34 protein-coding genes and 1 riboswitch are annotated in these 26,144 nt (G+C 36.1%); of the genes, 31 read left to right on the forward strand and 3 right to left on the reverse strand.

The annotated features are described in order from the left end of the window. The first annotated feature begins 93 nt into the window (after window positions 1–93). The 21 genes from pstC (at window position 94) to gcvPB (ending at window position 16,308) form a co-directional block, all read left to right on the forward strand. Window positions 94–1,020 carry a phosphate ABC transporter permease subunit PstC gene (gene pstC / locus P3U61_RS06050; protein WP_014613809.1) on the forward strand — a complete coding sequence of 309 codons (927 nt, stop codon included), beginning with the start codon at window positions 94–96 and terminating at the stop codon, window positions 1,018–1,020. After that, complete coding sequence (gene pstA, locus P3U61_RS06055) at window positions 1,020–1,901, forward strand: phosphate ABC transporter permease PstA (protein ID WP_014613810.1); 882 nt, start codon at window positions 1,020–1,022, stop codon at window positions 1,899–1,901. The genes pstC and pstA overlap by 1 nt, the downstream gene beginning before the upstream one ends. Window positions 1,902–1,918: 17 nt before the next feature. Continuing rightward, window positions 1,919–2,761, forward strand: coding sequence for a phosphate ABC transporter ATP-binding protein PstB (gene pstB, locus P3U61_RS06060; protein ID WP_014613811.1), 843 nt, complete (start codon window positions 1,919–1,921; stop codon window positions 2,759–2,761). Window position 2,762: 1 nt separating this feature from the next. Beyond that, on the forward strand, window positions 2,763–3,413 hold the full coding sequence (gene phoU / locus P3U61_RS06065; protein WP_014613812.1) for a phosphate signaling complex protein PhoU: 651 nt from the start codon (window positions 2,763–2,765) through the stop codon (window positions 3,411–3,413). Between the two features lie 71 nt (window positions 3,414–3,484). Next, entirely contained in the window at window positions 3,485–3,634 is a 150-nt protein-coding gene (gene rpmG / locus P3U61_RS06070; protein ID WP_014613813.1) for a 50S ribosomal protein L33, read from the forward strand. Between the two features lie 149 nt (window positions 3,635–3,783). Next, window positions 3,784–4,323 carry a 5-formyltetrahydrofolate cyclo-ligase gene (locus P3U61_RS06075; protein WP_323695724.1) on the forward strand — a complete coding sequence of 180 codons (540 nt, stop codon included), beginning with the start codon at window positions 3,784–3,786 and terminating at the stop codon, window positions 4,321–4,323. Window positions 4,324–4,341: 18 nt separating this feature from the next. Continuing rightward, window positions 4,342–5,781, forward strand: coding sequence for a rhomboid family intramembrane serine protease (locus P3U61_RS06080; protein WP_014613815.1), 1,440 nt, complete (start codon window positions 4,342–4,344; stop codon window positions 5,779–5,781). Window position 5,782: 1 nt separating this feature from the next. Next, window positions 5,783–5,986, forward strand: a complete 204-nt coding sequence (locus P3U61_RS06085; protein WP_014613816.1) for a YqgQ family protein — start codon at window positions 5,783–5,785, stop codon at window positions 5,984–5,986. Further along, a complete protein-coding gene (locus P3U61_RS06090) occupies window positions 5,983–6,969 on the forward strand; it encodes an ROK family glucokinase (RefSeq protein ID WP_014613817.1) in 987 nt (328 codons plus the stop codon). The genes P3U61_RS06085 and P3U61_RS06090 overlap by 4 nt, the downstream gene beginning before the upstream one ends. After that, complete coding sequence (locus P3U61_RS06095; protein ID WP_014613818.1) at window positions 6,970–7,281, forward strand: MTH1187 family thiamine-binding protein; 312 nt, start codon at window positions 6,970–6,972, stop codon at window positions 7,279–7,281. 12 nt (window positions 7,282–7,293) lie between these two features. Next, the gene (locus tag P3U61_RS06100; RefSeq protein WP_037542865.1) at window positions 7,294–7,923 is read left to right on the forward strand and encodes an MBL fold metallo-hydrolase; all 630 of its coding nucleotides are present in this window, start codon (window positions 7,294–7,296) and stop codon (window positions 7,921–7,923) included. A gap of 160 nt (window positions 7,924–8,083) precedes the next feature. Next, entirely contained in the window at window positions 8,084–9,058 is a 975-nt protein-coding gene (comGA, locus tag P3U61_RS06105; protein WP_014613820.1) for a competence type IV pilus ATPase ComGA, read from the forward strand. Further along, a complete protein-coding gene (gene comGB / locus P3U61_RS06110; protein WP_063284398.1) occupies window positions 9,027–10,094 on the forward strand; it encodes a competence type IV pilus assembly protein ComGB in 1,068 nt (355 codons plus the stop codon). The genes comGA and comGB overlap by 32 nt, the downstream gene beginning before the upstream one ends. A 12-nt stretch (window positions 10,095–10,106) precedes the next feature. Next, a complete protein-coding gene (gene comGC, locus P3U61_RS06115; RefSeq protein ID WP_015729165.1) occupies window positions 10,107–10,430 on the forward strand; it encodes a competence type IV pilus major pilin ComGC in 324 nt (107 codons plus the stop codon). After that, complete coding sequence (comGD, locus tag P3U61_RS06120) at window positions 10,408–10,848, forward strand: competence type IV pilus minor pilin ComGD (RefSeq protein ID WP_063284397.1); 441 nt, start codon at window positions 10,408–10,410, stop codon at window positions 10,846–10,848. Before comGC ends, comGD begins: the two co-directional genes overlap by 23 nt. Before the next feature lie 104 nt (window positions 10,849–10,952). Continuing rightward, a complete protein-coding gene (locus P3U61_RS06125; protein ID WP_020219623.1) occupies window positions 10,953–11,153 on the forward strand; it encodes a hypothetical protein in 201 nt (66 codons plus the stop codon). After that, complete coding sequence (locus tag P3U61_RS06130; RefSeq protein WP_080552896.1) at window positions 11,059–11,544, forward strand: competence type IV pilus minor pilin ComGF; 486 nt, start codon at window positions 11,059–11,061, stop codon at window positions 11,542–11,544. Before P3U61_RS06125 ends, P3U61_RS06130 begins: the two co-directional genes overlap by 95 nt. Window positions 11,545–11,707: 163 nt before the next feature. After that, window positions 11,708–12,235 carry a shikimate kinase gene (locus tag P3U61_RS06135; protein ID WP_014613826.1) on the forward strand — a complete coding sequence of 176 codons (528 nt, stop codon included), beginning with the start codon at window positions 11,708–11,710 and terminating at the stop codon, window positions 12,233–12,235. Further along, window positions 12,222–12,317, forward strand: a riboswitch (glycine riboswitch). It overlaps the preceding gene by 14 nt. A 75-nt stretch (window positions 12,318–12,392) precedes the next feature. Beyond that, the gene (gene gcvT / locus P3U61_RS06140; protein ID WP_063284396.1) at window positions 12,393–13,484 is read left to right on the forward strand and encodes a glycine cleavage system aminomethyltransferase GcvT; all 1,092 of its coding nucleotides are present in this window, start codon (window positions 12,393–12,395) and stop codon (window positions 13,482–13,484) included. Window positions 13,485–13,496: 12 nt separating this feature from the next. Next, on the forward strand, window positions 13,497–14,846 hold the full coding sequence (gcvPA, locus tag P3U61_RS06145) for an aminomethyl-transferring glycine dehydrogenase subunit GcvPA (protein ID WP_099997513.1): 1,350 nt from the start codon (window positions 13,497–13,499) through the stop codon (window positions 14,844–14,846). Next, the gene (gene gcvPB, locus P3U61_RS06150) at window positions 14,836–16,308 is read left to right on the forward strand and encodes an aminomethyl-transferring glycine dehydrogenase subunit GcvPB (protein ID WP_015729160.1); all 1,473 of its coding nucleotides are present in this window, start codon (window positions 14,836–14,838) and stop codon (window positions 16,306–16,308) included. The genes gcvPA and gcvPB overlap by 11 nt, the downstream gene beginning before the upstream one ends. A 355-nt stretch (window positions 16,309–16,663) precedes the next feature. Here the strand turns inward: gcvPB and P3U61_RS06155 are convergent, their stop codons facing one another. Continuing rightward, window positions 16,664–17,041 (reverse strand): rhodanese-like domain-containing protein, encoded by a 378-nt coding sequence (locus P3U61_RS06155; protein WP_370498505.1) that lies wholly within the window; start codon window positions 17,039–17,041, stop codon window positions 16,664–16,666. A 159-nt stretch (window positions 17,042–17,200) separates the two neighbouring features. Between P3U61_RS06155 and P3U61_RS06160 the strand changes: the two genes are divergently transcribed. Then, complete coding sequence (locus tag P3U61_RS06160) at window positions 17,201–18,031, forward strand: lipoate--protein ligase family protein (protein ID WP_014613831.1); 831 nt, start codon at window positions 17,201–17,203, stop codon at window positions 18,029–18,031. 115 nt (window positions 18,032–18,146) lie between these two features. On the opposite strand, the gene P3U61_RS06165 is transcribed toward P3U61_RS06160, so the two are convergent. Next, on the reverse strand, window positions 18,147–18,371 hold the full coding sequence (locus P3U61_RS06165) for an SA1362 family protein (RefSeq protein WP_014613832.1): 225 nt from the start codon (window positions 18,369–18,371) through the stop codon (window positions 18,147–18,149). Window positions 18,372–18,391: 20 nt separating this feature from the next. Next, on the reverse strand, window positions 18,392–18,991 hold the full coding sequence (locus P3U61_RS06170) for a coiled-coil domain-containing 22 family protein (RefSeq protein ID WP_099997515.1): 600 nt from the start codon (window positions 18,989–18,991) through the stop codon (window positions 18,392–18,394). A 94-nt stretch (window positions 18,992–19,085) separates the two neighbouring features. On the opposite strand from P3U61_RS06170, the gene P3U61_RS06175 reads away from it, so the two are divergent. From P3U61_RS06175 to P3U61_RS06215, 9 genes are all read left to right on the forward strand, one after another. Beyond that, window positions 19,086–20,156: a M24 family metallopeptidase gene (locus tag P3U61_RS06175; protein WP_099997516.1), complete on the forward strand. Its 1,071-nt coding sequence runs from the start codon at window positions 19,086–19,088 to the stop codon at window positions 20,154–20,156. Window positions 20,157–20,174: 18 nt separating this feature from the next. Continuing rightward, window positions 20,175–20,732 (forward strand): elongation factor P, encoded by a 558-nt coding sequence (gene efp / locus P3U61_RS06180; protein ID WP_014613835.1) that lies wholly within the window; start codon window positions 20,175–20,177, stop codon window positions 20,730–20,732. 330 nt (window positions 20,733–21,062) lie between these two features. Further along, on the forward strand, window positions 21,063–21,524 hold the full coding sequence (gene accB / locus P3U61_RS06185; RefSeq protein WP_037542948.1) for an acetyl-CoA carboxylase biotin carboxyl carrier protein: 462 nt from the start codon (window positions 21,063–21,065) through the stop codon (window positions 21,522–21,524). A 1-nt stretch (window position 21,525) separates the two neighbouring features. Next, window positions 21,526–22,881: an acetyl-CoA carboxylase biotin carboxylase subunit gene (accC, locus tag P3U61_RS06190; RefSeq protein WP_063284394.1), complete on the forward strand. Its 1,356-nt coding sequence runs from the start codon at window positions 21,526–21,528 to the stop codon at window positions 22,879–22,881. A 20-nt stretch (window positions 22,882–22,901) separates the two neighbouring features. Further along, window positions 22,902–23,276 (forward strand): Asp23/Gls24 family envelope stress response protein, encoded by a 375-nt coding sequence (locus P3U61_RS06195; RefSeq protein ID WP_014613838.1) that lies wholly within the window; start codon window positions 22,902–22,904, stop codon window positions 23,274–23,276. A 20-nt stretch (window positions 23,277–23,296) separates the two neighbouring features. Continuing rightward, on the forward strand, window positions 23,297–23,689 hold the full coding sequence (gene nusB, locus P3U61_RS06200; protein ID WP_014613839.1) for a transcription antitermination factor NusB: 393 nt from the start codon (window positions 23,297–23,299) through the stop codon (window positions 23,687–23,689). 8 nt (window positions 23,690–23,697) lie between these two features. After that, window positions 23,698–25,044 carry an exodeoxyribonuclease VII large subunit gene (gene xseA, locus P3U61_RS06205; RefSeq protein WP_014613840.1) on the forward strand — a complete coding sequence of 449 codons (1,347 nt, stop codon included), beginning with the start codon at window positions 23,698–23,700 and terminating at the stop codon, window positions 25,042–25,044. Further along, the gene (locus P3U61_RS06210; RefSeq protein ID WP_014613841.1) at window positions 25,028–25,252 is read left to right on the forward strand and encodes an exodeoxyribonuclease VII small subunit; all 225 of its coding nucleotides are present in this window, start codon (window positions 25,028–25,030) and stop codon (window positions 25,250–25,252) included. The genes xseA and P3U61_RS06210 overlap by 17 nt, the downstream gene beginning before the upstream one ends. Continuing rightward, complete coding sequence (locus P3U61_RS06215) at window positions 25,233–26,114, forward strand: polyprenyl synthetase family protein (RefSeq protein WP_041613228.1); 882 nt, start codon at window positions 25,233–25,235, stop codon at window positions 26,112–26,114. The genes P3U61_RS06210 and P3U61_RS06215 overlap by 20 nt, the downstream gene beginning before the upstream one ends. The last annotated feature ends 30 nt before the right edge of the window (window positions 26,115–26,144 follow it).

Raw genomic sequence — 26,144 nt, forward strand, 5'->3', positions numbered from 1 at the left:
TTAAACAATTGAATTGTAAACAGTCTTGTTCAGGGTTGAGTATTGTCACTATAAGATAATGCTTCAACCCTTTTTAGAAAAGGAGTCAGTAAGATGAAATCACAAAATAATATTAGAGCACTCATTCAAAAAAAGAGTCATGCAGGCGCATCTCTCAGTGCTAAAATCATGCCGATAATTTTAGCTATCATTGCTGCGATATCCATTTTGACAACACTTGGGATTGTGATCACGTTGCTCACGGAAACAATCACTTTTTTCACACGCGTGCCGTTATCCCATTTTTTACTTGAAACAGATTGGAATCCTTTTAGTGCCACGCCTCGATACGGCATTTGGGCATTAATCATAGGTACTTTAAAAATTACTCTCATCGCAACAATTTTTGCAGTACCTGTTGGTTTAGGTGCCGCAATTTATTTGAGCGAATACGCATCTAAAAAAACGCGTAAAATCATTAAACCGATTTTGGAAGTTTTGGCGGGTATTCCAACAATTGTTTACGGCTTTTTTGCACTTACGTTAGTGACGCCTGTACTCAGAACGATTTTTCCAAGTATCGGCAGTTTTAACGCCATTAGTCCAGGTTTGGTTGTAGGCGTCATGATCATCCCAATGATTGCAAGTATGAGTGAAGATGCCATGTCTTCAGTCCCTCAAAAAATTCGTGAAGGTGCACTTGGCCTCGGTTCCACGAAGCTAGAAATGGTATTCAAAGTGGTCATCCCTGCAGCAACATCTGGCATTATGGCTTCTATTGTATTAGCTATTTCACGAGCTATTGGTGAAACGATGATTGTGTCACTCGCAGCAGGTTCAAGTCCATCATTTGATTTGTCATTCTCACATTCAATTCAAACGATGACAGCCTACATTGTTCAAGTTTCACAAGGGGATGCAACAAATGGCTCTGACCTTTATTACAGTATTTATGCAGTTGGGTTCACATTATTTATGTTCACATTAGTGATGAACTTTATTTCACAATGGATGACGAAACGTTTCAGAGAGGAGTATTAATGATGAATTTAGTAGATCAAAAACATGTCGAAGCACAACTCTCTGGCCGTTTGACTAAAAATAAAGTATTTAAAACCATTTTCTTTATGTGTACATTATTAGGACTCATCGTTTTAGCCATTCTTATTATTGATATTTTAAGAAAAGGGCTACCAGTCATGAGCACTGACTTTTTTACAAACTTTTCTTCATCATCAGCAAGTTCAGCTGGGGTGAAAGGGGCTTTAATCGGAACGTTATGGCTCATGATGACCTTAATTCCGATTGCACTCGTTTTAGGAGTAGGTAGTGCCATTTATTTAGAAGAATATGCAAAAGACAATGCATTTACTAAATTTATTCGTGTTAATATTTCAAACTTAGCTTCGGTTCCTTCAATCGTTTATGGTTTATTGGGCGCAACGATTTTTGTGGCGTTACTACAATTAGGGAATTCGGTTATAGCCGCTGCATTAACGCTCGCATTACTTATTTTACCTGTCATTATCGTCGCTAGCCAAGAAGCCATTCGCTCTGTACCGCAATCAGTAAAAGAAGCATCTTATGGGTTAGGTGCGAATAAGTGGCAAACGATACAACAAGTCGTGTTACCCGCAGCGATTCCCGGCATTATTACTGGTGTTATTTTAGCCATTTCACGGGCTATTGGAGAAACAGCACCATTAGTTGCGATTGGCATTCCAACGATTCTATTACGCACGCCAAACAGTATTTTAGATTCATTCCAAACCTTACCTTTACAAATATATGATTGGGCACGTAAACCAGGTATTGATTTCCAAGCGTTATCATCAGCTGCTATTATTGTATTACTCGCCATTCTACTTATTTTAAATACAATTGCAGTCATTATTCGGAACAAATATTCTAACAAGTATTAATGAAATGAGGGTTAGTCATGACCGAAATTCAAACATTAGAAAGAGAAACTAAAATGGTTCATCAAAAGCAACAAATTCATACACAACTTCAATCAGAACAAAATCATCCTATCGTATATTCTACTCAAAACTTAGATTTATGGTATGGAGAACAACATTCTTTAAAAAATATTAACTTAGACATTTACGAAAAGAATGTCACTGCGATTATTGGGCCGTCCGGTTCTGGTAAATCAACTTATGTGAAAGCACTGAATCGCATGGTAGAACTTGTACCTTTTGTAAAAACGTCAGGCAAAATCTTTTATCGAGAACAAAATATTTTCGATAAACGTTATCCGGTTGAAAAGTTACGGACACAAGTTGGGATGGTTTTTCAACAGCCGAATCCATTTCCAAAATCCATTTATGACAACATTACTTACGGGCCGCGCATTCACGGCATTAAAGATAAAAAAATATTAGATGAAATTGTTGAAAAATCACTTAAAGGAGCGGCGATTTGGGATGAATTAAAAGACCGTCTGAACCAAAATGCATATAGCCTTTCTGGTGGACAACAGCAGCGTGTATGTATTGCGCGGTGTTTAGCAATTGAGCCGGATGTCATTTTAATGGATGAACCGACATCAGCCCTTGACCCTATTTCGACGTTAAAAGTGGAAGAATTGATTCAAGATTTAAAGAAAGATTATTCCATCATTATTGTCACACACAATATGCAACAAGCGGCACGTGTATCTGACAAAACGGCCTTTTTCTTAAATGGTTACGTGAATGAATACGATGATACGGATAAGATTTTTTCAAACCCTTCTGATAAGCAAACAGAAGATTATATTTCAGGACGTTTTGGTTAATATGACAGTCATTAGAAAACGTTATGAAGACCAACTCAATGATTTATTAAAAGATTTACGTGCTTTAGGCTTGCACACGTACAGTATGCTTCAAAAATCCATAAAAGTCTTATCTGATGAAGAGATTACACATGCACGACAAATTGTGAAAAGCGATAGAAAAATCAATCAAATGGAATATGATATTAACGAAAAAGTTGTAATGTTGATTACTCGCCAACAACCGATTGCGAAAGATTTAAGAATGATGATTGCAACACTTAAAATCGCATCTGAATTTGAACGTATAGGAGATAATGCTGCAAATATCGCTAAAATTAGAACGCGTGCACAAATTACTGACCACTATATTATGACACGGCTTGAAACAATGGGTACCTTGGCGTTGTTGATGCTGCAAGATTTATATGACGCGACTAAAAACGATGATTTAGATCTTGTGAAAGAAATTATAGAACGAGATATTGACATTGATGATTTATATAAGCAAATTATTAATACGAGTTACTTAATCGATAATGATCCGTTTGTTGCGGGGCAGGCGCATCTTGTTGCACGATATTTAGAACGCATTGGTGATCACGTTGTCAATATTGCCGAACATTTATATTATTTTATTACCGGAGATCGTTATGAATCTTATATGAATTAACGCTTCCCAATTTTCATTTAAAATGGTATGATAATAAGGTCGTATTTTAATGATAGATGAGGAGGGTTAATATGCGCGTAAACGTTACTTTAGCATGTACAGACTGTGGAGATCGTAACTACATCACTACTAAAAACAAACGTACTAATCCTGAACGTATTGAAATGAAAAAATTCTGTGCACGTGAAAACAAACAAACATTACACCGCGAAACAAAATAATTGTTTCAATCTTGGGCTAGGACATTACGTTCTAGCCATTTTTTATACTCTTATTTCAAAACACTGTGCGTAAATTCGAGACGATCTTTCCATGACACAACGCCCAATGCACGATATAATAGGTTGAGATGTGAGGGAGTGAAAATGAAATGACTAAGAAGGCATTGCGACAAGCGACATTACGAAAAATGAAAATGCTTCAAACTGAACAAAAGAAAGCAGCAGATCGTTGGTTATTCGAACAACTCATTCAGCATCCTAAATATCAACAGGCCAAGCAACTCGGCCTAGTATTGTCAATGTCACATGAAGTTGCGACTGATGCCATTATTCGGCATGCAATCAACGAAGGCAAATCCGTTTATGTGCCTACAACAGATTATGAAAAAAAAGTAATGGTGTTTCAACAGTTCACAACATTTGATCAGTTAGCAACAGACGACAAGGGGATTCGCTATATTCAAGATGATAGTCCGGTGCAAAACGACTTAGATTTAGTCATAGTGCCTGGCGTTGTATTCAATCAAGACGGTTATCGTATTGGTTATGGTGGCGGTTATTTTGATCGCTATCTATCACAATATGAGCCTACCAATTTAAGTCTCATTTATGATATACAACTCAATGAAATAGTGGACATTGAACCTCATGACTATCCTGTGTCAGAACTTATTATTGCAAAGACATAAAAAGACTGGAGGTAGCATATGTTTGAAGAAAAACATTTATGGCAAACGAGTTTTCTTTGGATGCGTTATTTAAACTATGACTGTGTTCATTACGAAAAAGATAAAAATGAAGTTTGGCTTGCGCATAAAAAAAGGCAACATGTTGTTATTTTTAAGCAAGGGACATTCACTACGCAAGAACTTGATTTCGATAAAGATCGTATTGTAGAACATCAAAAACAGATTGCCGAGTTTTTAGGATATGATATTAAACGCTATGATGTTTATGTGTTAACAGATAAATCTTTTAACACAGTGAACTTTAACGTACATGAACCACTTCAAGTGCAATTCCATAGTATTCATAATGTCAAAGCACTTCGCAATACCACAACGCATCCCATCATCAAACGAAAATTAGGTCAAAAAGATTCAAAATCATTAAAAGAGTACCAAAAGCGTGTCCTTAACCAAAACATCGTTGAAAAAGCAATGTATCGTTTTACACCGATTACATATGCAGTTGTTGCAATCAATGTGTTAATTTGGTTGATTGTTACGTGGTTTACACCACATCATACCGATTATGAAATTATAAATTTAGGTGCATTGGCTCACTTTAATGTGGTCCATGGGGAATGGTACCGACTCATTACATCAATGTTTTTACATATTGAATTTCAACATTTATTATTAAACATGTTGTCACTCTTTATCTTCGGCAAACTTGTGGAAGCATTTATCGGTCCTCTGAAAATGTTAGGGACGTATATATTATCAGGTATTATCGGCAACCTGATTTCACTTGCTTTAATCACAACGAGTTTATCATTAGGTGCAAGTGGTGCGATTTTCGGTTTAATGGGTGCTTTAATTGCGCTCATGATTATTAGTCGTCGCTTTGATCAAAAAGTGATTTTGCAAATGGTAATCGCTGTTGTGGTCATGGCGAGCTTAACACTTCTGATTCAAAACGTGAATGTCGTTGCGCATTTAGGGGGGCTACTTGGCGGTGTACTCGTCGTTTATTCAGGTTATTTTTTCAACCAAAACCGTCTTTATTTTTATATTTTACTCGGTATTTCAATCGTGATACTAACACTGATTTGTATTAAAATCTTTATGACATCTGATACAAATATTTATAATCAAATTATTCAACGTGAAATGCATGATGGGCAATATACCGAAGCGAAAGATATGATTAAACAAACGTATCAAAATGGCTATGCAGATGATGTGACTTATTACTTATCAGGTATTATTATTGCTACACAGGATTCTAAAGCTGAAGCAATGGCTGAATGGGAGCGGGGTCTGAAATATTTCCCCAACTCTCCAACGTTAAATTTTCATATGGCCATTGCGAATCGCTCATTAGGAGATGATAAACAAGCCAAATCTTATATCCAGAAAGCCATTAAAGCAAGCCCAAACAATCAAGAATATCAGAATTTGAAAAAAGAACTGGATGATTAATATGCAAACGCAATTGAATACGTTTTATGATGTACTCCAACTATTAAAAAAATTTGGCTTTATTATTTATTTCGATAACAAAGGTGATATGCTAGAAATGATTGAACAAGAAATTCAAACATTATATCGCCATGAATTAATCACTAGAGACGAATTTGTCCAATCTAAATTATTAATTAATCAAAGAAGGATGAATAAAGAATGAACAAACAATTAATTTTAGCTGCAGATATTGGTGGCACGACATGTAAATTAGGTATTTTTGATAAATCTTTAACACAATTATCTAAATGGTCTATAGAGACGGATATCTCAGATCCAACAGGTGAAGTATTACTTAAACAAATTTATGATGCGTTTGTGCATGAAATGGAACGCAACCACTATGATATGAATGAAGTAGTGGGTATGGGTATTGGTGTACCAGGCCCTGTTAAATTTGAATCTGGTGTTGTAAATGGTGCTGTTAACTTGAATTGGCCACAACCCGTTAACGTCTCAGAAATAATGCAACAATTTGTGTCATTCCCGGTGTATGTTGATAATGATGCAAATGTGGCCGCTCTTGGTGAAAAACATAATGGTGCCGGTAAAGATGCGGATGATGTCGTTGCAATTACGCTAGGGACTGGTTTAGGTGGCGGTATTATCGCTAATGGTGAAATTGTTCACGGTCATAACGGCTCAGGTGCTGAACTTGGACATTTCCGTGTCGACCACGATCAACGTTTCAAATGTAATTGTGGTAAATCAGGCTGTATTGAAACAGTAGCTTCTGCGACAGGTGTCATGAATTTAGTTTATTTCTACTATCCGAAGCTCACTTTCAAGTCTTCAATTTTACCGCTCATTAAAGAACACAAGGTCACAGCTAAAGCAGTATTCGATGCAGCTAAAGCAGGTGACCAATTCTGCATTTTCATTACAGAACGTGTCGCACAATACGTCGCATATCTTGCAAGCATTATCAGTGTCACAACTAACCCTAAATACATTATTTTAGGTGGCGGTATGTCCGATGCAGGCGATATTTTAATTGAGAATATCAAAACAGAATATTACCATCTTGCATTCACGCCTTCACAACAAGGCACTGAAATTGTACGTGCTGAGTTAGGTAATGACGCAGGTATTGTGGGGGCTGCAGGACTCATTAAGACATATATCATTGAAAAGGAGCGTATTTAAATGGCGATTGTTGATGTAGTAGTCATCCCTGTTGGCACAGAAGGACCAAGTGTCAGCCAATATATTGCAGAAATTCAAACGAAACTAGAGGAATTTAAGCAAGAAGGTAAAATCGACTATCAACTCACACCAATGAATACATTAATTGAAGGAGAGCTAGCCGATTTATTTGAAGTCATTCAAGCTATTCATGAGTTACCGTTCAATAAAGGGCTCGATCGTGTATGTACAAACATTCGTATAGACGACCGTCGTGATAAACAACGTAAAATGAACGATAAACTAGATTCTGTCAAAAAACATTTGAAATAATGAGGGTGTCACATGAATATTTCTAATCTTACTTTAGGATTTGTTAGCACAAACACTTACTTTGTGGAAAATGATACAGAGATGATTTTGATTGATCCAGCTGGTGAAATTGATAAAATTGATAATAAAATTAAACAGTCTGGGAAACAACTGATTGCTATTTTGTTAACACATGCTCATTTTGATCATATCGCTGCATTAGATGATGTGCTGACACGATATGATGTACCTGTTTATATGCATGCGGAAGAATTTTCGTTTTTAACGGATCCACAAAAAAATGGTTCTGCAAAATTTAAAGATTATGGCCTTCCTATTATTACGAGTCAAGCAGAACCACACGCACTTGATGAAGGAACACAGCAAATTGGTCAATTTAACATTCAAACTTTGCATACACCAGGACATTCACCAGGTAGTTTGACTTATGTGTTTGATGAATTTGCAGTAGTGGGCGACACGTTATTTAATAATGGGATTGGACGTACAGATTTATATCAAGGCAACTATGAAACATTAGTCGACTCTATTAAAGATAAATTATTTAGTTTAGACGAGCAATTACCGTTATATCCAGGTCATGGGCCTTCTACAACAGTTGAAGATGAATATATGAATCCGTTTTTAGACGGTCAAAGTTAAATCAAAGAGCAGGAGAAAATGTCTATGAAAACTTTTCTTCTGCTCTTTTTAGATGTGTAATGCAGTCATACTAAACGAGCACAAAAATTTAATGATTTTTTAATAGAGTAACAAGTAATTTCCTCGCCTCTTACGTGTATATATGCAAGAGGTGATTTTTATGCAACTACTATTAGATCATGTAATACAATTTGCACTTCAAAATGAGGCATCAGACATTCATTTTATCCCATCACAATCACAAGTCGAAGTGAAACTCAGAGTGAAAGATCAACTTGTATTATATGACACATTAAATCTAGAAACGTATCAAAAATTGTTAACTTTGTTGAAATACCAAGCTGGATTAGATATTTCGACACGCCACAAAGCGCAAAGTGGGCGCTATATTTATGAACATAAAGCGTTATATTATTTAAGAGTGTCCACGTTACCTTTAAACTTAGGTACTGAAAGTTGTGTTATTCGTATTACACCCCAATATTTTCAAAATGCGAAAGCTCATAGTGTATTAGACATCAAATCTAATATGGAGAAAAAGCAAGGTTTAATTCTGTTTAGCGGGCCTACAGGTGCAGGAAAGAGCACGTTAATGTATCAAATGGTCGTCTATGCTAAACAAAAGTTAAACCTGAATATTATCACAATAGAAGACCCGGTCGAGCAGCTTGTGAACGGCATTACGCAAATTTCCGTTAACGAAAAAGCTGATATTACGTATGGATCGTCGTTAAAAGCAATTCTTCGTTGTGATCCAGATGTCATCTTAATTGGTGAGATTCGTGACAGTCATATTGCAAGGGACGTTATACAAGCGAGTTTAAGTGGGCATTTAGTATTGTCGACGATACACGCCAATGATTGTCAAGGGGTGCTCCTTAGACTGATTGAAATGGGACTCTCTCACCAAGATTTATCTCAATCTATCAATCTCATCATCAATCAAAGACTCATTACAACAAAAAACGACCAGCGACAACTCGTCTATGAAACGATGGATCAACAGGAGATTCATTACTTTTTGAATAATAACTTCCAACTACCTACTGCTTTCACAAGCCTTTCTCATAAGCTTCAACTTCTGAATAAAGAGGGGGTTATAGATGAAAAGATTTTACGAAAGTATACGATTTAAACGCACGTTAAGAAAACTTCATGTGCAACACTTACTCATTATGGAGCGCCTCTATCAATTATTATTACATGGTTTTACTTTTGCTGAAGCGATGTTATTTATATATGAACAACTCAATATACGACATCCTACATTTGAAAATCAACTCATCGAAAAATTAAAGGGAGGTGCAAATTGCTATGACATTTTTCGGATGTTTGGTTATCCTGAAACCATTTTGATGCAGCTTTATTTTGCTGAACGGTATGGATCACTACCCGAAACGTTAAAATTGTGTCATCAGTTTTATACCAAAAACCGCAAACTTAAAAAACAGCTGATTAAAACTATCCAATATCCGATCGTACTCATTTTAATCTTTCTCGCGCTGATTGTGACTTTGAATCACACGGTCATGCAACAATTTGACCAAATGTATGAAACGATGCAATTGAATCAATCCTCATTGCAATATATTGTTAAGATGTTCATTCAAAACTTCCCAGCCATCTTCTTAATCATATTACTCGTGATTGTTTCAACTTATTATATTGTCAAATTACGTTTGAACCATCTCCCAATTAAACGCCAAGTTCATTTTCTAACCCACCTGCCTATTTTCAAAAGATATTATAAACTTTTTACAACTTACCACATGACGAACCAATTTGTATTATTTTTTAGAAATGGTATTACATTAAATGATATTGTTAAGATTTATTTGAACCAAAAGGCAAACCTGTTTTTACAATATATCGGACACACATTGAAAGAACATCTTCAGCAAGGCGAATCTTTTTCTCACATATTACTTCAATTAGACTGTTTTGAACCTCAATTTATAAGCTATATCAAACAAGGTGAAAAACGAGATAAATTGGATATTGAGTTAGAAGTCTATAGCACATTCTTGTTGGAGCGTATAGAAGCAATGATTCACCAGCACATCAAATGGATCCAACCTATCATGTTCGCATTTATTGGTATTTTAGTGCTATCTGTCTATTTAATTATGATGTTACCTGTTTTTGAAATGATGCAAGCTATTAAAGAATAGGAGCGATTGACAATGATTCAACAACTTAAATTAAAATTCAACAAAAAGAAAGGTTTTACATTAATTGAAATGCTACTTGTTCTGTTAATTATTAGTGTACTATTGATTCTCATTATCCCGAATATTGCTAAGCAGTCAGATCATATCCAAAAAACGGGTTGTGCTGCACAATTAAAAATGGTCGATAGTCAAATAGAAGCCTATGCTTTAAAGTTTAACCACAAACCGAATACGATTGATGATTTAGTTCGTGAAGGCTACATTAAAGAAAGTCAAAAAACATGCAAATCAGGTGAAGAGATCACAATCAGAGATGGCGAAGCAGTTGCGTCATGATGGCTTTACACTCATTGAGATGCTGTTAGTACTCGCCATTATCTCTGTCTTTATTTCCATAACTATGGCGCATCCCCAATTCAACTTGTTCCATAATTCGACAGAATATGAGATCAAAAAACTGACAAGTGAAATCGACTATTATCAAGCGTATGCCATTAAGAGTCACGCGCCTGTCATGCTACTTTTTCGTCCTAACCGTAACGATATTAAAATTGAGACAATTCACCCACACCGAGTGACTACGATTCCACTTGCACCGCTTCAATTAAAGATGACTTCAAATATTCATGCGCTCATTTTTGATAAAGACGGAAAAGCGAATCAATTTGGCACATTACGTTTTGAACATCAACAGCGTGCCTTTTCTCTTATTTTCCATATTGAACAAGGGAGGTACCGTATATCTTATCAATAGTAAACAAGTTCAAAATAACATCAGGCTTTGTTTTTATAGAAAGTCTTTTTGCGATGTTTCTCCTCAGTATCATGATTTTACAGCTTCTTCCTATGACGCACCAAATGGTCAAAACATATCGTGAAGCGGTGGAAGATTTAACGTTAAAACGTACATTGTTTGAAGTCATTCAACATCAAATTCCAGAAAAGAAGTTGACGGTGTCTCATTATGAAATTATTCCGACAGCACATCAATTGTGTATACAAAATCATCAAACCAAACAAAAATATTGCTATCGAAAAGCAGGGCTTCACGCTCATTGAAAGTCTCGTTGCTCTAGTAATTCAAATGACTATTGTATTACTCATACCCTTACTTATTTTCAGTTTAGGTCAATTAAAAACGACAGTATTTGAAGATCGAACATATGATATCGAACTGATGATTAAGGATATCTCACATACACTTCATGCTAAAGATGTAAAAGCAAAGATGATTAAAAAGAAAGAACTAGAAATAAGAGATTCGAATACAGAGATTAATTACAAATTGCGCAATCAAAAAATTATAAAAACTGTTGGTCATCGAGGAAATATTACGATGTGTAACCATGTTGTAGACGTTCACTTTGAAAAATTAACTCATGATTTAATGCTAATGAAAATAACCTACCAGGAAGGGACTACAACACATGAAAAAGAGATTCTATTGTAAACACGGCTTTACCTTGCCATTATTGTTTATCATTTTATCTGCATATTTTGCTTTTATCTCTTTTTATTTACTGATTTATAGTCTAAAATTACAAACTATAGATGCGCTGTCAGATGACTATGAATATCAAATAGCGCGAATTATCGACAAAGGTGAGTAATATATGAAATTAAAAATGGATACACCTCTTCTATTCATCGGATTTATGGGTGCAGGTAAAACAACCATTGCAGAAACACTAGCAGAGAGTTATCAATGTTCATTCATTGATTTGGATGCTTATATCGAAACTGAAACGCAAAAATCAATTCCACAAATTTTTGAAGAAGAAGGCGAACAAGGTTTTAGACGGCATGAATTTGAATGTTTAGAAAAAGCAATACAATCCTATGATATTATTGCGACAGGCGGCGGCATTCTCACTTATGACGCGACGTATCAATTTCTTAAAGAAGCAGAAGTGAAAGCCATATGGGTTGATGCACCGATTGAAGCACTTTATGAAAGGGTTAAAGACGATACAAATCGACCTAATGCTAATAAAAAAAGTTTCGAATCTTTAAAACACTTGTATTCGACGCGTATTTCAAGATATAATGAAATCGCATTCATTAAGATTTCATCAGCAGCACCGTTATCAGAAACGCTTAATGAAATTAAAATTAAATTGTCTGCGAATGATCAATATTAGAGAGTATGGGTACGACTCATCACCGAAGGAGCAAGTAATGATAGATTACGAATCTCTCAGGTAAAAGGATAATATTGTGACGCATTCCTGAAGGCATCTCAACAGGGGAGTATGAAGGTACTCCTCTGTTTTTTATTACACATTAGGAGGGGACTACATGTCAGAAGAACTCAAGAAAACGTCACTTTACCAACATTACGTTGATTCAGGGGCTAAAATTGTTGAATTTGGTGGTTGGGCGATGCCAGTTCAATTCTCAAGTATTAAAGAAGAACACAACGCGGTACGTACTAACGTTGGCTTATTCGATGTGAGCCACATGGGGGAAATTCGCATTGAAGGTCCAGAAGCCGCACACCTTGTTCAATATGTACTTTCTAACGATACAAACCAACTGACATTATCTAAAGCTCAATATACGGCTTTATGTAATGAAGAAGGTGGTGTCATTGATGATTTAGTCATTTATCAACTTGGAGAAACGCAATATTTATTAGTCGTTAATGCTGCTAACGTTGATAAAGATTACGACTGGATTGTACAACATAGTAGTCGCTTTGACGCTACAGTGACAAATGTATCCGATCAATATGGTCAGCTGGCATTACAAGGTCCAAATGCAAGACGAATCATTCAAGACAATGTTTCTGAAGATGTCAGTGAAATGGGTATGTTCGAATTTAAGCAAAATGTCAAAATCTTCGGTAAAAATGTGATTCTCTCACAATCTGGATATACAGGTGAAGATGGCTTTGAAATTTATTGTGACAGTGAGGATGTCACTACAATATGGGACGCACTTTTATCAAAAGATGTGACGCCATGTGGTTTAGGCGCGCGTGATACGTTACGTTTAGAAGCAGGATTACCACTTCACGGACAAGACTTATCTGAATCTATCACACCTTATGAGGGGGGGATCGCTTTTGCAGCTAAACCATTAATAGAGGAAGATTTTATTGGTAAATCTGTACTTCAATCACAAAAAGAGAATGGTGCACCAAGACGTACAGTAGGCCTTCGTATGATTGATAAAGGCATTCCTAGAACTGGATACACGATTTATGATTTAGACGGCAACGAAATTGGTGAAGTGACTTCAGGTACACAATCACCATCTACAGGTCATGCTATCGGTATGGGCATCATTGCACGTGATGCTTTTGAAATGGGGAAAGAAGTCGTTGTACAAGTGAGAAAACGTCAAGTGAAAGCGAAAATTGTTAAAAAGAATCAAATTGAAAGATAGGGAGTGAATAAAGTGAGTCATCGTTATATTCCATTAACTGAAAAAGACGAGCAAGAAATGTTAGAGACGATTGGTGTTAAATCTATTCAAGAACTATACAGTGATGTTCCTGAAGATGTGTTATTAAGCAGAGATTTAAACATTGCAGATGCAGAGCCTGAAACACAATTATTGAAGCGATTAACACGTATTGCAAATAAAAATATTACAAAAGAAACACATACATCATTTTTAGGTGCAGGCGTTTATGACCATTATGCACCAGCTGTTGTAGATGCGATGATTTCTAGATCTGAATTCTACACTGCCTATACACCATATCAACCTGAAATTTCACAAGGGGAATTACAAGCAATTTTTGAATTCCAAACTATGATTTGTGAGTTAACTGCGATGGACGTTGCGAACTCATCTATGTATGACGGTATGACAAGTTTTGCCGAAGCGTGTTTATTAGCGTGGGGTAACACGAAGAAAAATAAGATTGTTGTATCTAAGGGTCTACATTATCAAGCTTTACAAGTGTTAAATACTTATTCAAAAATTCGCGAACAATATGAAGTCGTTACAGTAGATTTAGATGGCACTGTGACAGACTTGAAAAAGTTAGAAGCAGCTATTGATGATGAGACGGCAGCTGTTGCAGTACAGTATCCAAACTTCTATGGCTCAATTGAAGATTTAGAAGCGATTCAAACATTGATTGCCGATAAAAAAGCGCTCTTTATCGTATATGCGAATCCTTTATCTTTAGGTTTATTAACGCCTCCAGGAGAATTCGGCGCAGATATCGTTGTAGGTGATACACAAGTATTCGGAATCCCTACACAATTCGGTGGTCCGCACTGTGGATATTTTGCAACAACGAAAAAATTAATGCGTAAAATTCCTGGCCGTCTTGTAGGTCAAACGACAGATGATGAAGGCAATCGCGGTTTTGTATTAACGTTACAAGCACGTGAACAACATATCCGTCGTGAAACTGCGACATCTAATATTTGTTCAAACCAAGCACTGAATGCATTAGCTTCTTCAATTGCAATGTCAGCGTTAGGTAAACAAGGGCTTCAAGAAATTGCCGTTCAAAACATGGAAAATGCCAACTATGCCAAAGAGGAATTTAAAAATAACGGTTTCACTGTTTTAGACGGCATATCTTATAACGAATTTGTCGTTCGCTTTGATCGTTCAATTGCTGAAGTGAACCGTGCCCTCCTAGATGAAGGTATTATTGGTGGTTTCGACTTAAGTGTAGTTGATGATACGTTTGAAAACCACATGCTCGTTGCTGTAACGGAATTGAGAACAAAAGAAGAAATCGATACATTTGTGCAGAAAGCTGGTGAAATCAATGGTAAGTAAATCTAGTCCATTAATTTTTGAACGTTCTAGAAAAGGTCGCTTTGCATATTCTTTACCGCAAAGAGAAATTGATAACGATGTTACGAATCAACTTCTCGATTCAAAATTCATTCGTAAAAATAAAGCTGAATTTCCTGAAGTATCAGAACTTGATTTAATTCGTCATTACACTGAGCTTTCGAATAAAAACTTTGGCGTTGACTCAGGATTCTATCCATTAGGTTCGTGTACAATGAAATATAATCCTAAAATCAATGAAAAAGTTGCACGTATTCCAGGATTTACTGAAGCACACCCATTACAAGATGAGGATCAAATTCAAGGTGCGTTAGAAATCATTTACAGCTTGCAAGAAGAATTAAAAGAAATTACAGGAATGGATGAAATTTCACTCCAACCTGCAGCGGGCGCACATGGTGAATGGACAGCACTGATGATTTTCAAGGCATATCACCTACAAAATGGCGATGCAGAAAGAGATGAAGTCATTGTACCTGACTCAGCGCATGGTACGAATCCAGCTTCTGCAGCGTTTGCTGGTTTCAAATCTGTCACAGTTAAGTCGAATGAAAAAGGTGAAGTAGATATCGACCACCTAAAAGAAGTCGTGAGTGATAAAACAGCTGCAATTATGTTAACAAACCCGAATACATTGGGTATTTTTGAAACGAATATTATGGAAATCCGCGATATTGTGCATGAAGCAGGGGGCTTACTATACTACGATGGCGCTAACCTCAATGCAATTATGGATAAAGTACGTCCAGGAGACATGGGATTTGATGCTGTTCACCTTAATTTACACAAAACATTTACAGGGCCTCATGGCGGTGGTGGTCCAGGTTCAGGTCCAATCGGCGTGAAAAAAGAGTTGCGTGATTACTTACCGAAACCACTCGTTGTGAAAAATGGCGACCGTTTTGAGTATGATAATGACATCCCATATTCCATTGGACGTGTGAAACCATTCTACGGCAACTTCGGTATTTATTTACGTGCTTATACGTATATTCGTACAATGGGTTATCAAGGATTGAAAGAAGTGTCTGAAGCGGCTGTGTTAAATGCGAACTACATGAAAGCGCGTTTAAAAGATACGTTCGTTATTCCATTTGATCAATATTGTAAACATGAATTTGTATTAAGTGGTACGAAGCAAAAGAAACTGGGTGTACGTACTTTAGATATGGCGAAACGTTTATTAGACTTTGGCGTTCATCCACCTACAGTTTATTTCCCACTCATTGTTGATGAAGGTATGATGATCGAACCGACAGAAACAGAATCTAAAGAAACGCTAGACTATTTTTGTGATGCCTTAATCCAAATTGCGAAAGAAGCTGAGGAAGATCCAGATAAAGTTTTAGAAGCACCACATACAACAATTATCGATCGTTTGGATGAAACTACAGCAGCACGTAAGCCAATTTTAAAATTTGAGAACTTAAAAGAAGAAAAGTAACTAGATTTTACGACCTGTTTATTGTTTCTAATCGTAAACAGAGGGATGGGACATAAAAATTTTTGATGCCCACCCCTGTTTTTATTTGAACGTGATATTTATTGTGTGATTCAGCGTAAAATGCTAAAAAATAGGAATTGCGAACATTTGTTCTAAACCTTAAAAAACGCAGCATCATGGCTATTCTTTCTTTTTAAGCGTAGTATTGTCTACTTTTATCTTTTCGATCTATCCATGCTTTTTCAAAAATTTATAAATGTGATAGAAAGTCAACATACTACGATTCTGATTTAATCAAACACATAAAAAAGAGCTAGATTATCCACATTTTTACTGGATCCACTAGCTCTTTTTACTATTTTTTAGATTTAATCTTGCCCGTCCATTTTTTGTAGCCGCCTTTTAACATGTACAAGTTCGTATATCCTTTTTTCTTAAGTGTACGTGCAGCTCGATAACTTGCGATACCATTTGCATCAACAAGATAGATGGGTTGATCTTTTCTTAATCCTTGGTATCGTTGACGAAACATTGTCATAGGGATATTTCGTGCACCAATAATATGACCATAATCATAGTCTGCCTTTTCTCTAAGATCGATCACTTGTGCTTTTCTAATACCTTCTTGAAATTCTTCTTGGTTTAATTCTGTTACTGATCGCTTATTAATGATAAAGTTCGTTACCATCCAAATGATGACCAATGCTAACACAATTAAAACGATTAATGTCATGTTACTCATCTTGCATCCTCCCTAAAATACCGATATTATTATTATAAGACTGATAGACTAATTTATCAAAATTTTTATGTGTGACATATGTTGGCAATTTTAAATTTTTTGAAACATAACATATGCCCGATGAGATTTCATAGGGAGGCTTTATAGCAAATGACAGAAACTTGGCATTTTATGAATACAGGAAGTCATCATCCATACTACAATATGGCATTGGATGAGGCTTTGTTAAATTTTGTATCAAGAGGAGAAATTGATCCGGTCGTTCGATTCTACACTTGGAATCCACCAACGTTATCAATTGGTTATTTCCAACGACTCTCCAAAGAAATTGACATCGAAAAGGTCAAAGAAAAGGGCTACGGTTTAGTGAGACGCCAAACAGGAGGCCGTGGTGTTTTACATGATAAAGAATTAACTTATAGTGTGATTGTACCAGAAGCTCATCCTGATATGCCTCAAACCGTTACTGAAGCCTATCGTGTGATTTCAGGTGGTTTACTAGAAGGCTTTAAATCATTAGGCTTTGATGCACATTTCGCGGTACCACGTTCAAAAGAAGAGCGAGAGAAGCTCAAACAACCGAGAAGTTCTGTTTGTTTTGATGCACCAAGTTGGTATGAACTCGTTGTTGAAGGTAAAAAAATCGCTGGCAGTGCTCAAACGAGACAAAAGGGCGTGATTTTACAGCACGGTTCGATTCTTCAAGATGTGGATATTGATGACTTGTTCGACATGTTTATTTTCAAAAACGAGAGATTGAAAGCAAAAATGAAAGAAGCCTTTGTCGAAAAAGCAGTGGCCATTAATGATTTATCAAATGAAACAATCACTTTAGCACAAATGGAAGTGGCGTTTAAAGAAGGTTTCAAAAAAGCACTCGATATTGAATTTAAACCGCTAGAATTAACAGTAGCGCAACAAGATGAAGTAAAAGCATTAGAAGAAAAATATCGTTCAGAGGCATTTTTATATCGCAAATAATCATCAGGTTTAATCACTGTAAATTAAAAGGCTGGAAAACGCTCAATGATATGCGCCCAGCCTTATAATATTGTTAACTTCAATTTTTCTCAATAAGTGATTCTTAAACACGCACTTATCGACGTCCTTTGAATTTATTTTTCCAAACACGCTTTTTGTAATCCCGTTGATCTGGCGTTAAAAAGAAAAAGAAATAGACTAAATAGATGATGCCGACAATAATAGCTACTGTAATGATTGATCTAAAAATACTAAAAAGTACTACATCTAAATTGAAAATTAATCCGATTAGTGCGACAAAAATTATTACACCGAATATCATTTTTTGGAAAGTTGTCATGTTAATTACTCCTCTTTATATTATCCTGCATTTGTAGTTTTCACATTGATGTTTGATAAGCTCTGACGTCCTTTTTGAATTTCATTTTTATCTTTCGCTTTATAACCTTTTCGAATCATTGTTAAAGCACTGTTGATTTCTTTTTGTAGTTTTTTAATTTCTTTGTCCTGTGCTTTGACTGATTTATCCTTTTTAACAATCTTTTCATCTTCCGTGGCATCTTGGTAACTTTCCATCGCACTTTCATGATCCTCAATAATTTGATCTAATTGATCCAACACTTTATCCTCTTTTTTGTTTGCTAACACTTTCGAATCAATTTGTTGGTAGGCATTAATCGCATCCGTTACAGAGGCATAATATTGTGATGAAATTTCAAGATAATCTGCTTTTTTCTGATTAGACTTCGCTTGTTTTGTATTCTCTGAGTCTTTTTTCAAAGCGTCCACTTGTTTTTGTTTTTTCGCATTTTCATTTTTAAGTTGCTGATTTTCTAATTTAATTTCATGATTTTTGTCACTTAAATCCGTACTTCTCTTTTCTAGAGGTAACAGGTTTTGACTTCCACAGGCTGACAATAAAAATGCAACACTGATACTCGCACAAATTCTCTTTTTCATATTAAACTCCTAAACACTCAATTGTTTTTCACTACATATGACTACATTTTAAGGTATCATGTAATTAAGTACAAATATAAGGAGGAATTTTTGTATGAAAAATAGACTTCAAAAGATAAGAACTTTATTACAAGACAAACATCTCGATGGTTTAACTGTGTTATCTGACTTTAATCGCCGCTATTTATCAGGGTTTACAGGTACAAGTGGCGCACTCATCATTACACAGGACAAAGCACTACTCATTACTGATTTCCGATATACTGATCAAGCACAACAGCAAGCCACTGAGTTTGAGGTCATTTTACAAAAAGGTGATTTGTTCTCCGCATTAACAGAACAATTTAAAACATTAAATTTACAAAATATTGGTTTTGAAGGTCATCTCGTCGCTTATGATTCATTTTTAAAATTAAACCAAGGCCGTCACGATCTCATTTCTATCGGTCAAGCTATTGAAACGATTCGTCAAACGAAAGATGAAGATGAAATTAAAGCGATTCAAAAAGCAGCACAAATTGTGGATGAGGCATATGAATATATTCTCACTGTTGTTAAACCGGGTATGACTGAAAAAGAAGTTAAGGCGCATTTGGAAAGTAAAATGTTGCATTTAGGCGCAGACGACACGTCATTTGATACTATCGTTGCTTCAGGTATTCGAGGTGCGATGCCACACGGTGTAGCTTCCGATAAAGTCATTCAGTCAGGAGAAATGGTCACGTTAGACTTTGGTGCTTACTACAACGGTTATTGTTCGGATATCACACGTACTTTCGCTGTCGGCCAACCTTCTGAAGAAATGGTTAAAATTTACAATATCGTGTTGAAAAGTCAAGAAGCCGCCATTGCAGCGATTCGTCCAGGAATGACAGGTAAAGAAATGGATAGTATTGCGCGAGATATTATTACAGAAGCGGGTTACGGAAAACACTTTGGTCATTCGTTAGGTCACGGTATCGGTTTAGACATTCATGAACTTCCTGGTCTGTCTCAAAAATCAGATGTCGTCTTAGAAAAAAATCATTGTGTGACGATTGAACCTGGTATTTACGTAGAAGGATTAGGTGGTGTTCGTATAGAAGATGATATTTTAATTACAGAAAATGGCGGCGAACGCTTTACTAATTGCATAAAAGACCTTATTATTTTAAAAGAAGAGTGATTCTGAGGAGGAAACTGAATGATTTCTGTAAATGATTTTAAAACAGGCTTAACGATTTCTGTTGATAACGGAATCTGGAAAGTAATAGAATTCCAACATGTTAAACCTGGTAAAGGATCTGCGTTTGTAAGATCAAAATTACGTAATTTAAGAACAGGTGCAATCCAAGAAAAAACTTTCCGTGCAGGCGAAAAAGTTGAGCCCGCGATGATTGAAAACCGCCGTATGCAATATTTGTATGCTGATGGCGACAATCACGTATTCATGGACAACGAAACTTTCGAACAAACAGAACTAAGCACAGATTACTTAGAATACGAATTGAAGTTTTTAAAAGCAAACATGGATGTACATATCCAAACGTACCAAGGCGAAACAATCGGTGTGGAGTTACCAAAAACTGTTGAACTTGAAGTAACTGAAACTGAACCTGGGATTAAAGGGGATACAGCGACAGGGGCAACAAAATCAGCAACGGTTGAAACAGGTTACACATTGAATGTGCCGTTATTCGTTAATGAAGGCGATGTGTTAGTCATTAACACAACAGATGGTAGCTACGTATCACGTGGTTAATTTAATTCATATCAGGTGAACGAGATTTTCCTGATAATGTGACCAATAGAATATTATTATTGGACTAATGAGGCTGATGATTGTCTTGTTAGTCCATATTTTTTTTAAGCTATACATAGCCATAATCAGCGTTGTTTATTCTATCTATTAACATAGCATCGTTGAATATTTCAAAGACGATACGATCAACAAAAGCGAATCGATTGAATCATTTAGTAAGAATGAAAAAGTCACTACTACGCTTTAGATATTATGTATTTTCTTGAATTGCCTTATACACTCAAGTAAAATAGTAGGGTAGAAATAATCAATCATAAGGGAGTAACCAAAATGAATTTTAAAGAGATTAAAGAATTAATTAATATTCTAGACAATTCTAACCTCACTGAAATCAGTATTGAAGATAAAGGTACAACGATCAACTTAAAAAAAGAAAAAGAAATTGTAACTCAACAAATCTCAGCACCTCAGCAAATGGTTGCACCAACTGTAACAGCTGAACCTGTCCAAGTAAACGCTGCATCAGTAGATACACCAACAACAGAGGCTGATACATCACTCAAAACGATTACAGCACCTATGGTCGGTACATTCTATAAATCACCGTCTCCTGAAGAGAGCGCTTATGTTCAAATCGGTGATCAAGTGACACCTGATACAACTGTTTGTATATTAGAAGCCATGAAGTTATTTAATGAAATTCAAGCTGAAGTGGCTGGTGAAATCGTTGAAATTTTAGTTGAAGATGGACAAATGGTTGAGTATGGCCAAGCTTTATTCAAGGTGAAATAATATGAGAAAAATATTAATTGCAAACCGTGGCGAGATTGCAGTGCGCATTATTCGCGCATGTCACGAATTGGGTATCCAAACTGTAGCGATTTATTCTGAAGGCGACAAAGATGCATTACATACTCAATTAGCCGACGAAGCCTACTGTGTGGGGCCCAAGCAATCAAAGGATTCGTACTTGAACATACCGAACATTTTATCTATCGCCACTTCTACGGGATGTGACGGTATTCACCCTGGCTATGGCTTCTTGGCTGAAAATGGTGATTTTGCGGAATTGTGTGAAGCTGTCCAACTGAAGTTTATTGGACCGAGCTATGAATCGATTCAGAAAATGGGGATTAAAGATATTGCAAAAGAAGAAATGAAACGTGCAAATGTCCCTGTTGTTCCTGGTAGTGAGGGACTTGTGCACACGATTGAAGATGCCATCCAAACTGCTAACTCAATTGGTTACCCTGTTATTATAAAAGCAACTGCTGGTGGTGGTGGTAAAGGGATTCGTATCGCACGAAATGAAGAAGAATTAATCAATGGTTATAAAATGACACAACAAGAAGCAGAAACAGCTTTCGGTAATGGTGGCTTATATTTAGAGAAATTTATTGAAAACTTCCGTCATATTGAAATTCAAATTCTTGGTGATGAGCATGGAAACGTGATTCACCTTGGCGAACGTGATTGTACGATTCAACGCCGCATGCAAAAGCTTGTTGAAGAATCACCCTCTCCAATTCTTACTGAAGAGAAAAGAAAAGAGATGGGTGATGCAGCTGTAAGAGCAGCTAAAGCGGTCAATTATTTTAACGCAGGAACTATTGAATTTATATATGATTTAGATGAAGATCAATTTTACTTTATGGAAATGAATACGCGAATTCAAGTCGAGCATCCAGTGACTGAAATGGTGACAGGTGTGGATCTCATAAAACAACAAATCAAAGTGGCTATGGGAGAAAAATTACCTTATACACAGGATGATATTCAAATTCAAGGTCATGCCATTGAATTTCGTATCAACGCTGAAAATCCTTATAAAAACTTTATGCCTTCACCTGGTAAAGTCGAACAGTATTTAACACCAGGCGGATTTGGTGTACGGATTGATTCAGCTTGTTACACGAACTATGTCATTCCACCATACTATGATTCAATGGTTGCGAAATTGATTGTACATCAACCGACGAGAGAGGAAGCCATTATGTCTGGTTTACGTGCGCTCAGTGAATTTGTCGTACTCGGAATCGATACAACCATTCCTTTCCATATTCGTTTACTAAATCATCCAGTCTTCAATCAAGGTTTCTTTAGCACCAAATTTTTAGAGATTTACGATATTATGAATGAAGATCATTAAATTGAATGGGGGCAACTTATATGGCAAAGCCAATTGAACATTTCAACCCAAATCTTGGAAGTGTTGAAATCGAACCTGAAGTCATTTCTGTTATTGCAAGTATTGCAGTGTCAGAAGTGAAGGGTGTTGAAGGGGTATTTCCGGATTTAAAAAATTCAACTTTGGAACGCTTTGGTCGCAAAAACTTAAGTAAGGGCGTTAAAATCACAACAAAAGACAATGAAATCACTATTGATGTCTATTGTTCTTTAAATTATGGCGTTAAAGTTTCCGAAACAGCGTTAAAAGTTCAAGAATCCATTCATAGTGCATTGCGAACGATGACTGCACTCACACCTCAACAAATCAATGTGCACATTACACATATAGAAATGGCCAAAAATAATCGTGATTAACTGATGAACGGAGAATTAAAATGAGTAGAAAACAAGCAAGAAGTCAAGCCTTTCAAACATTATTCCAACTAGAGATGAAAAATACAGAGTTGACGATTGATGAAGCGATTAGTTTTATAAAAGAAGACTATCCAGATTTAGATTTCGACTTCATTAAATGGCTTGTTTCTGGTGTGAAAGATCATCAACATGTTTTAGACGAAACAATTAGTCCGCATTTGAACGGATGGACGATTGCGCGTTTGTTGAAAACTGATCGTATCATTTTGCGTATGGCGACATTTGAAATGAACCACAGTGATACACCAGAAAAAGTTATTATTAATGAAGCAGTAGAACTGGCAAAACAATTTAGCGATGATGATCATTATAAATTTATCAATGGTGTATTAAGTCACATTAAAAGAAATTGAGTGATGGCATGGAAAAATATTTAACAATCTCTGCATTAACTAAATATATTAAATATAAATTTGATCAAGACCCACATCTTCAAAGTGTCTACATCAAGGGTGAATTGTCGAATTTTAAGCGTCACAGTAGTGGTCATTTATATTTTGCCGTTAAAGATGAAAACAGTGTTATCGCTGCAATGATGTTTAAAACACAGGCAAATCAACTTGATTTCGACCCAAAAGAAGGAGATCAAGTTCTCATTGAAGCACGAGTATCAGTTTATGAACGACGTGGTAACTATCAGATTTACGTTAATCATATGCAACTGGACGGGGTAGGGAATCTTTACCAAAAATTTGAGCAATTAAAAAATAAGCTTATGAAAGAAGGGTATTTTGACCCTGCTCATAAAAAACCTATACCTAAGTATCCTCAAAAAATTGCGATACTTACAGCCAGTACCGGCGCAGCTATTCGAGATATTCAAAACACTTTGAACAATCGTTACCCACTTGCTCAACAAATCAAAATCAGTACACTCGTACAAGGGGCACAAGCAAAAGCGGACATCATCGAAAAATTACAATCTGCGGATCAACTCGGTGCAGATGTGATTATACTTGGACGGGGTGGCGGCTCAATTGAAGATTTGTGGAACTTCAATGAGGAAGATGTTGTTAAAGCTATTTTTTCATGTCAAACACCTGTTATATCTGCTGTTGGACATGAAACAGATACAACACTTAGTGACTTTGTTGCTGATTTACGTGCCGCGACACCGACACAAGCTGCGATGTTAGCGACGCCGGACAAACAAGAGCTCAAACAAGTGTTGTATCAAACGCGTGCGTATTTAAATCGTTATATGAAGCAACATTTAAAACACACATCACAACAACTACAGCAGCTGCAATCGTATTACAAACTTAAGCAACCTGGTTTGTTATATGAACAGCAAATACAAAAACGTGACGAGCTCGATCGCGCCCTTCATCAATCTATGCAATTGCGACTACAACATGAACAACAACGGTTAGCGATGTTGCAACAACGCATTCGCATTAAATATTTTTATGATAACGTACAACGTCAAAAGCAAGCATCTATAGATTTATCATCTCAGTTACATAAACAAATTCAACGTATTTTAACTTCTAAAAAGCAAATCTTTCAACATCAACTGTTATCGCTTGATAATTTGAGTCCTACAAAGACGATGTTACGAGGCTACTCTATAGTTAAAAAAGATGATGAAGTTATTACGAGTAGTCATGACATACATGAAGGTGAACGCATTGAAGTCACTATGAAAGATGGCGCTTTAGATGCAAGAATTGAAAAGGTGAGGTGGCAAAATGACGACCGAAAATAAATCTTTTGAAGAAATGATGAAAGAATTAGAGAATATTGTAAATCAGCTAGATCATGATACGATATCGCTAGAAAAATCTTTAGAATTGTATCAACAAGGCATTGCGCTTTCTAAATCATGTGAAAAAACATTGAGTGATGCTGAGAAGAAAGTAGCAGAATTAATGGATAAAGAGGCAGATGAAAGTAATGAATCAAAATCTGAATGAGTTATTAGAACAATTTAATGGCCACTTGAATCATGCAATTGAAGATTCTCAACTAGGTACTTCTCTTGAACAGAGTATGCGTTATTCTCTAGAAGCTGGTGGGAAAAGAATACGCCCCTTACTCATGCTAGCTACAATTAAAATGTTGGATCATCAAAAGCTTGAGAGTGGTATGCATGTTGCTTTAGCGCTCGAAATGATTCATACATATTCATTGATTCATGATGATTTACCCGCAATGGATGATGATGATTTGCGACGTGGTAAACCGACGAATCATACGGTCTATGGTGAGTGGCTAGCGATATTGGCTGGAGACGCCTTGTTGACAAAAGCGTTCGAAAAGATTGCGTTGACACCTCATATCGACGCTCAAATTAAAGTTGCACTTATTGAAAAAATAAGTCAAGCAAGTGGACATCAAGGTATGGTAGGTGGTCAAACATTAGACATGCAAAGTGAAAATCAACAAATTTCACTCGAAAAACTCGAAAGCATTCACATTCATAAGACGGGTGCACTGATTCAGTTTGCGATTGAAGCTGCAACAATCATTACATCAATTCGTCAAACAACTGCACAACAATTGATTCAGTTCTCTCAACATTTAGGTGTCATTTTCCAAATTAAAGATGACCTCTTAGATGTGTATGGTAATGAAGCGAAATTAGGCAAACCAGTTGGAAGTGATGTCACTAATCATAAAAGTACGTATGTCACACTTTTAGGTGAGAAGGGTGCTGAACAAGAACTTCAAGCACATATTCAAAAAGCCGAAGCCATTTTAACATCATTATCAACGGAATTTGATACAACAGATTTAAACTATTTGTTAACACTTTTTTACCAACGTCAAAATTAGGTTCTGTCTATCTATGATGTGATTGAAGTG

The sequence above is a fragment of the Staphylococcus pseudintermedius genome, from assembly GCF_034042775.1.
Classification (GTDB): domain Bacteria; phylum Bacillota; class Bacilli; order Staphylococcales; family Staphylococcaceae; genus Staphylococcus; species Staphylococcus pseudintermedius.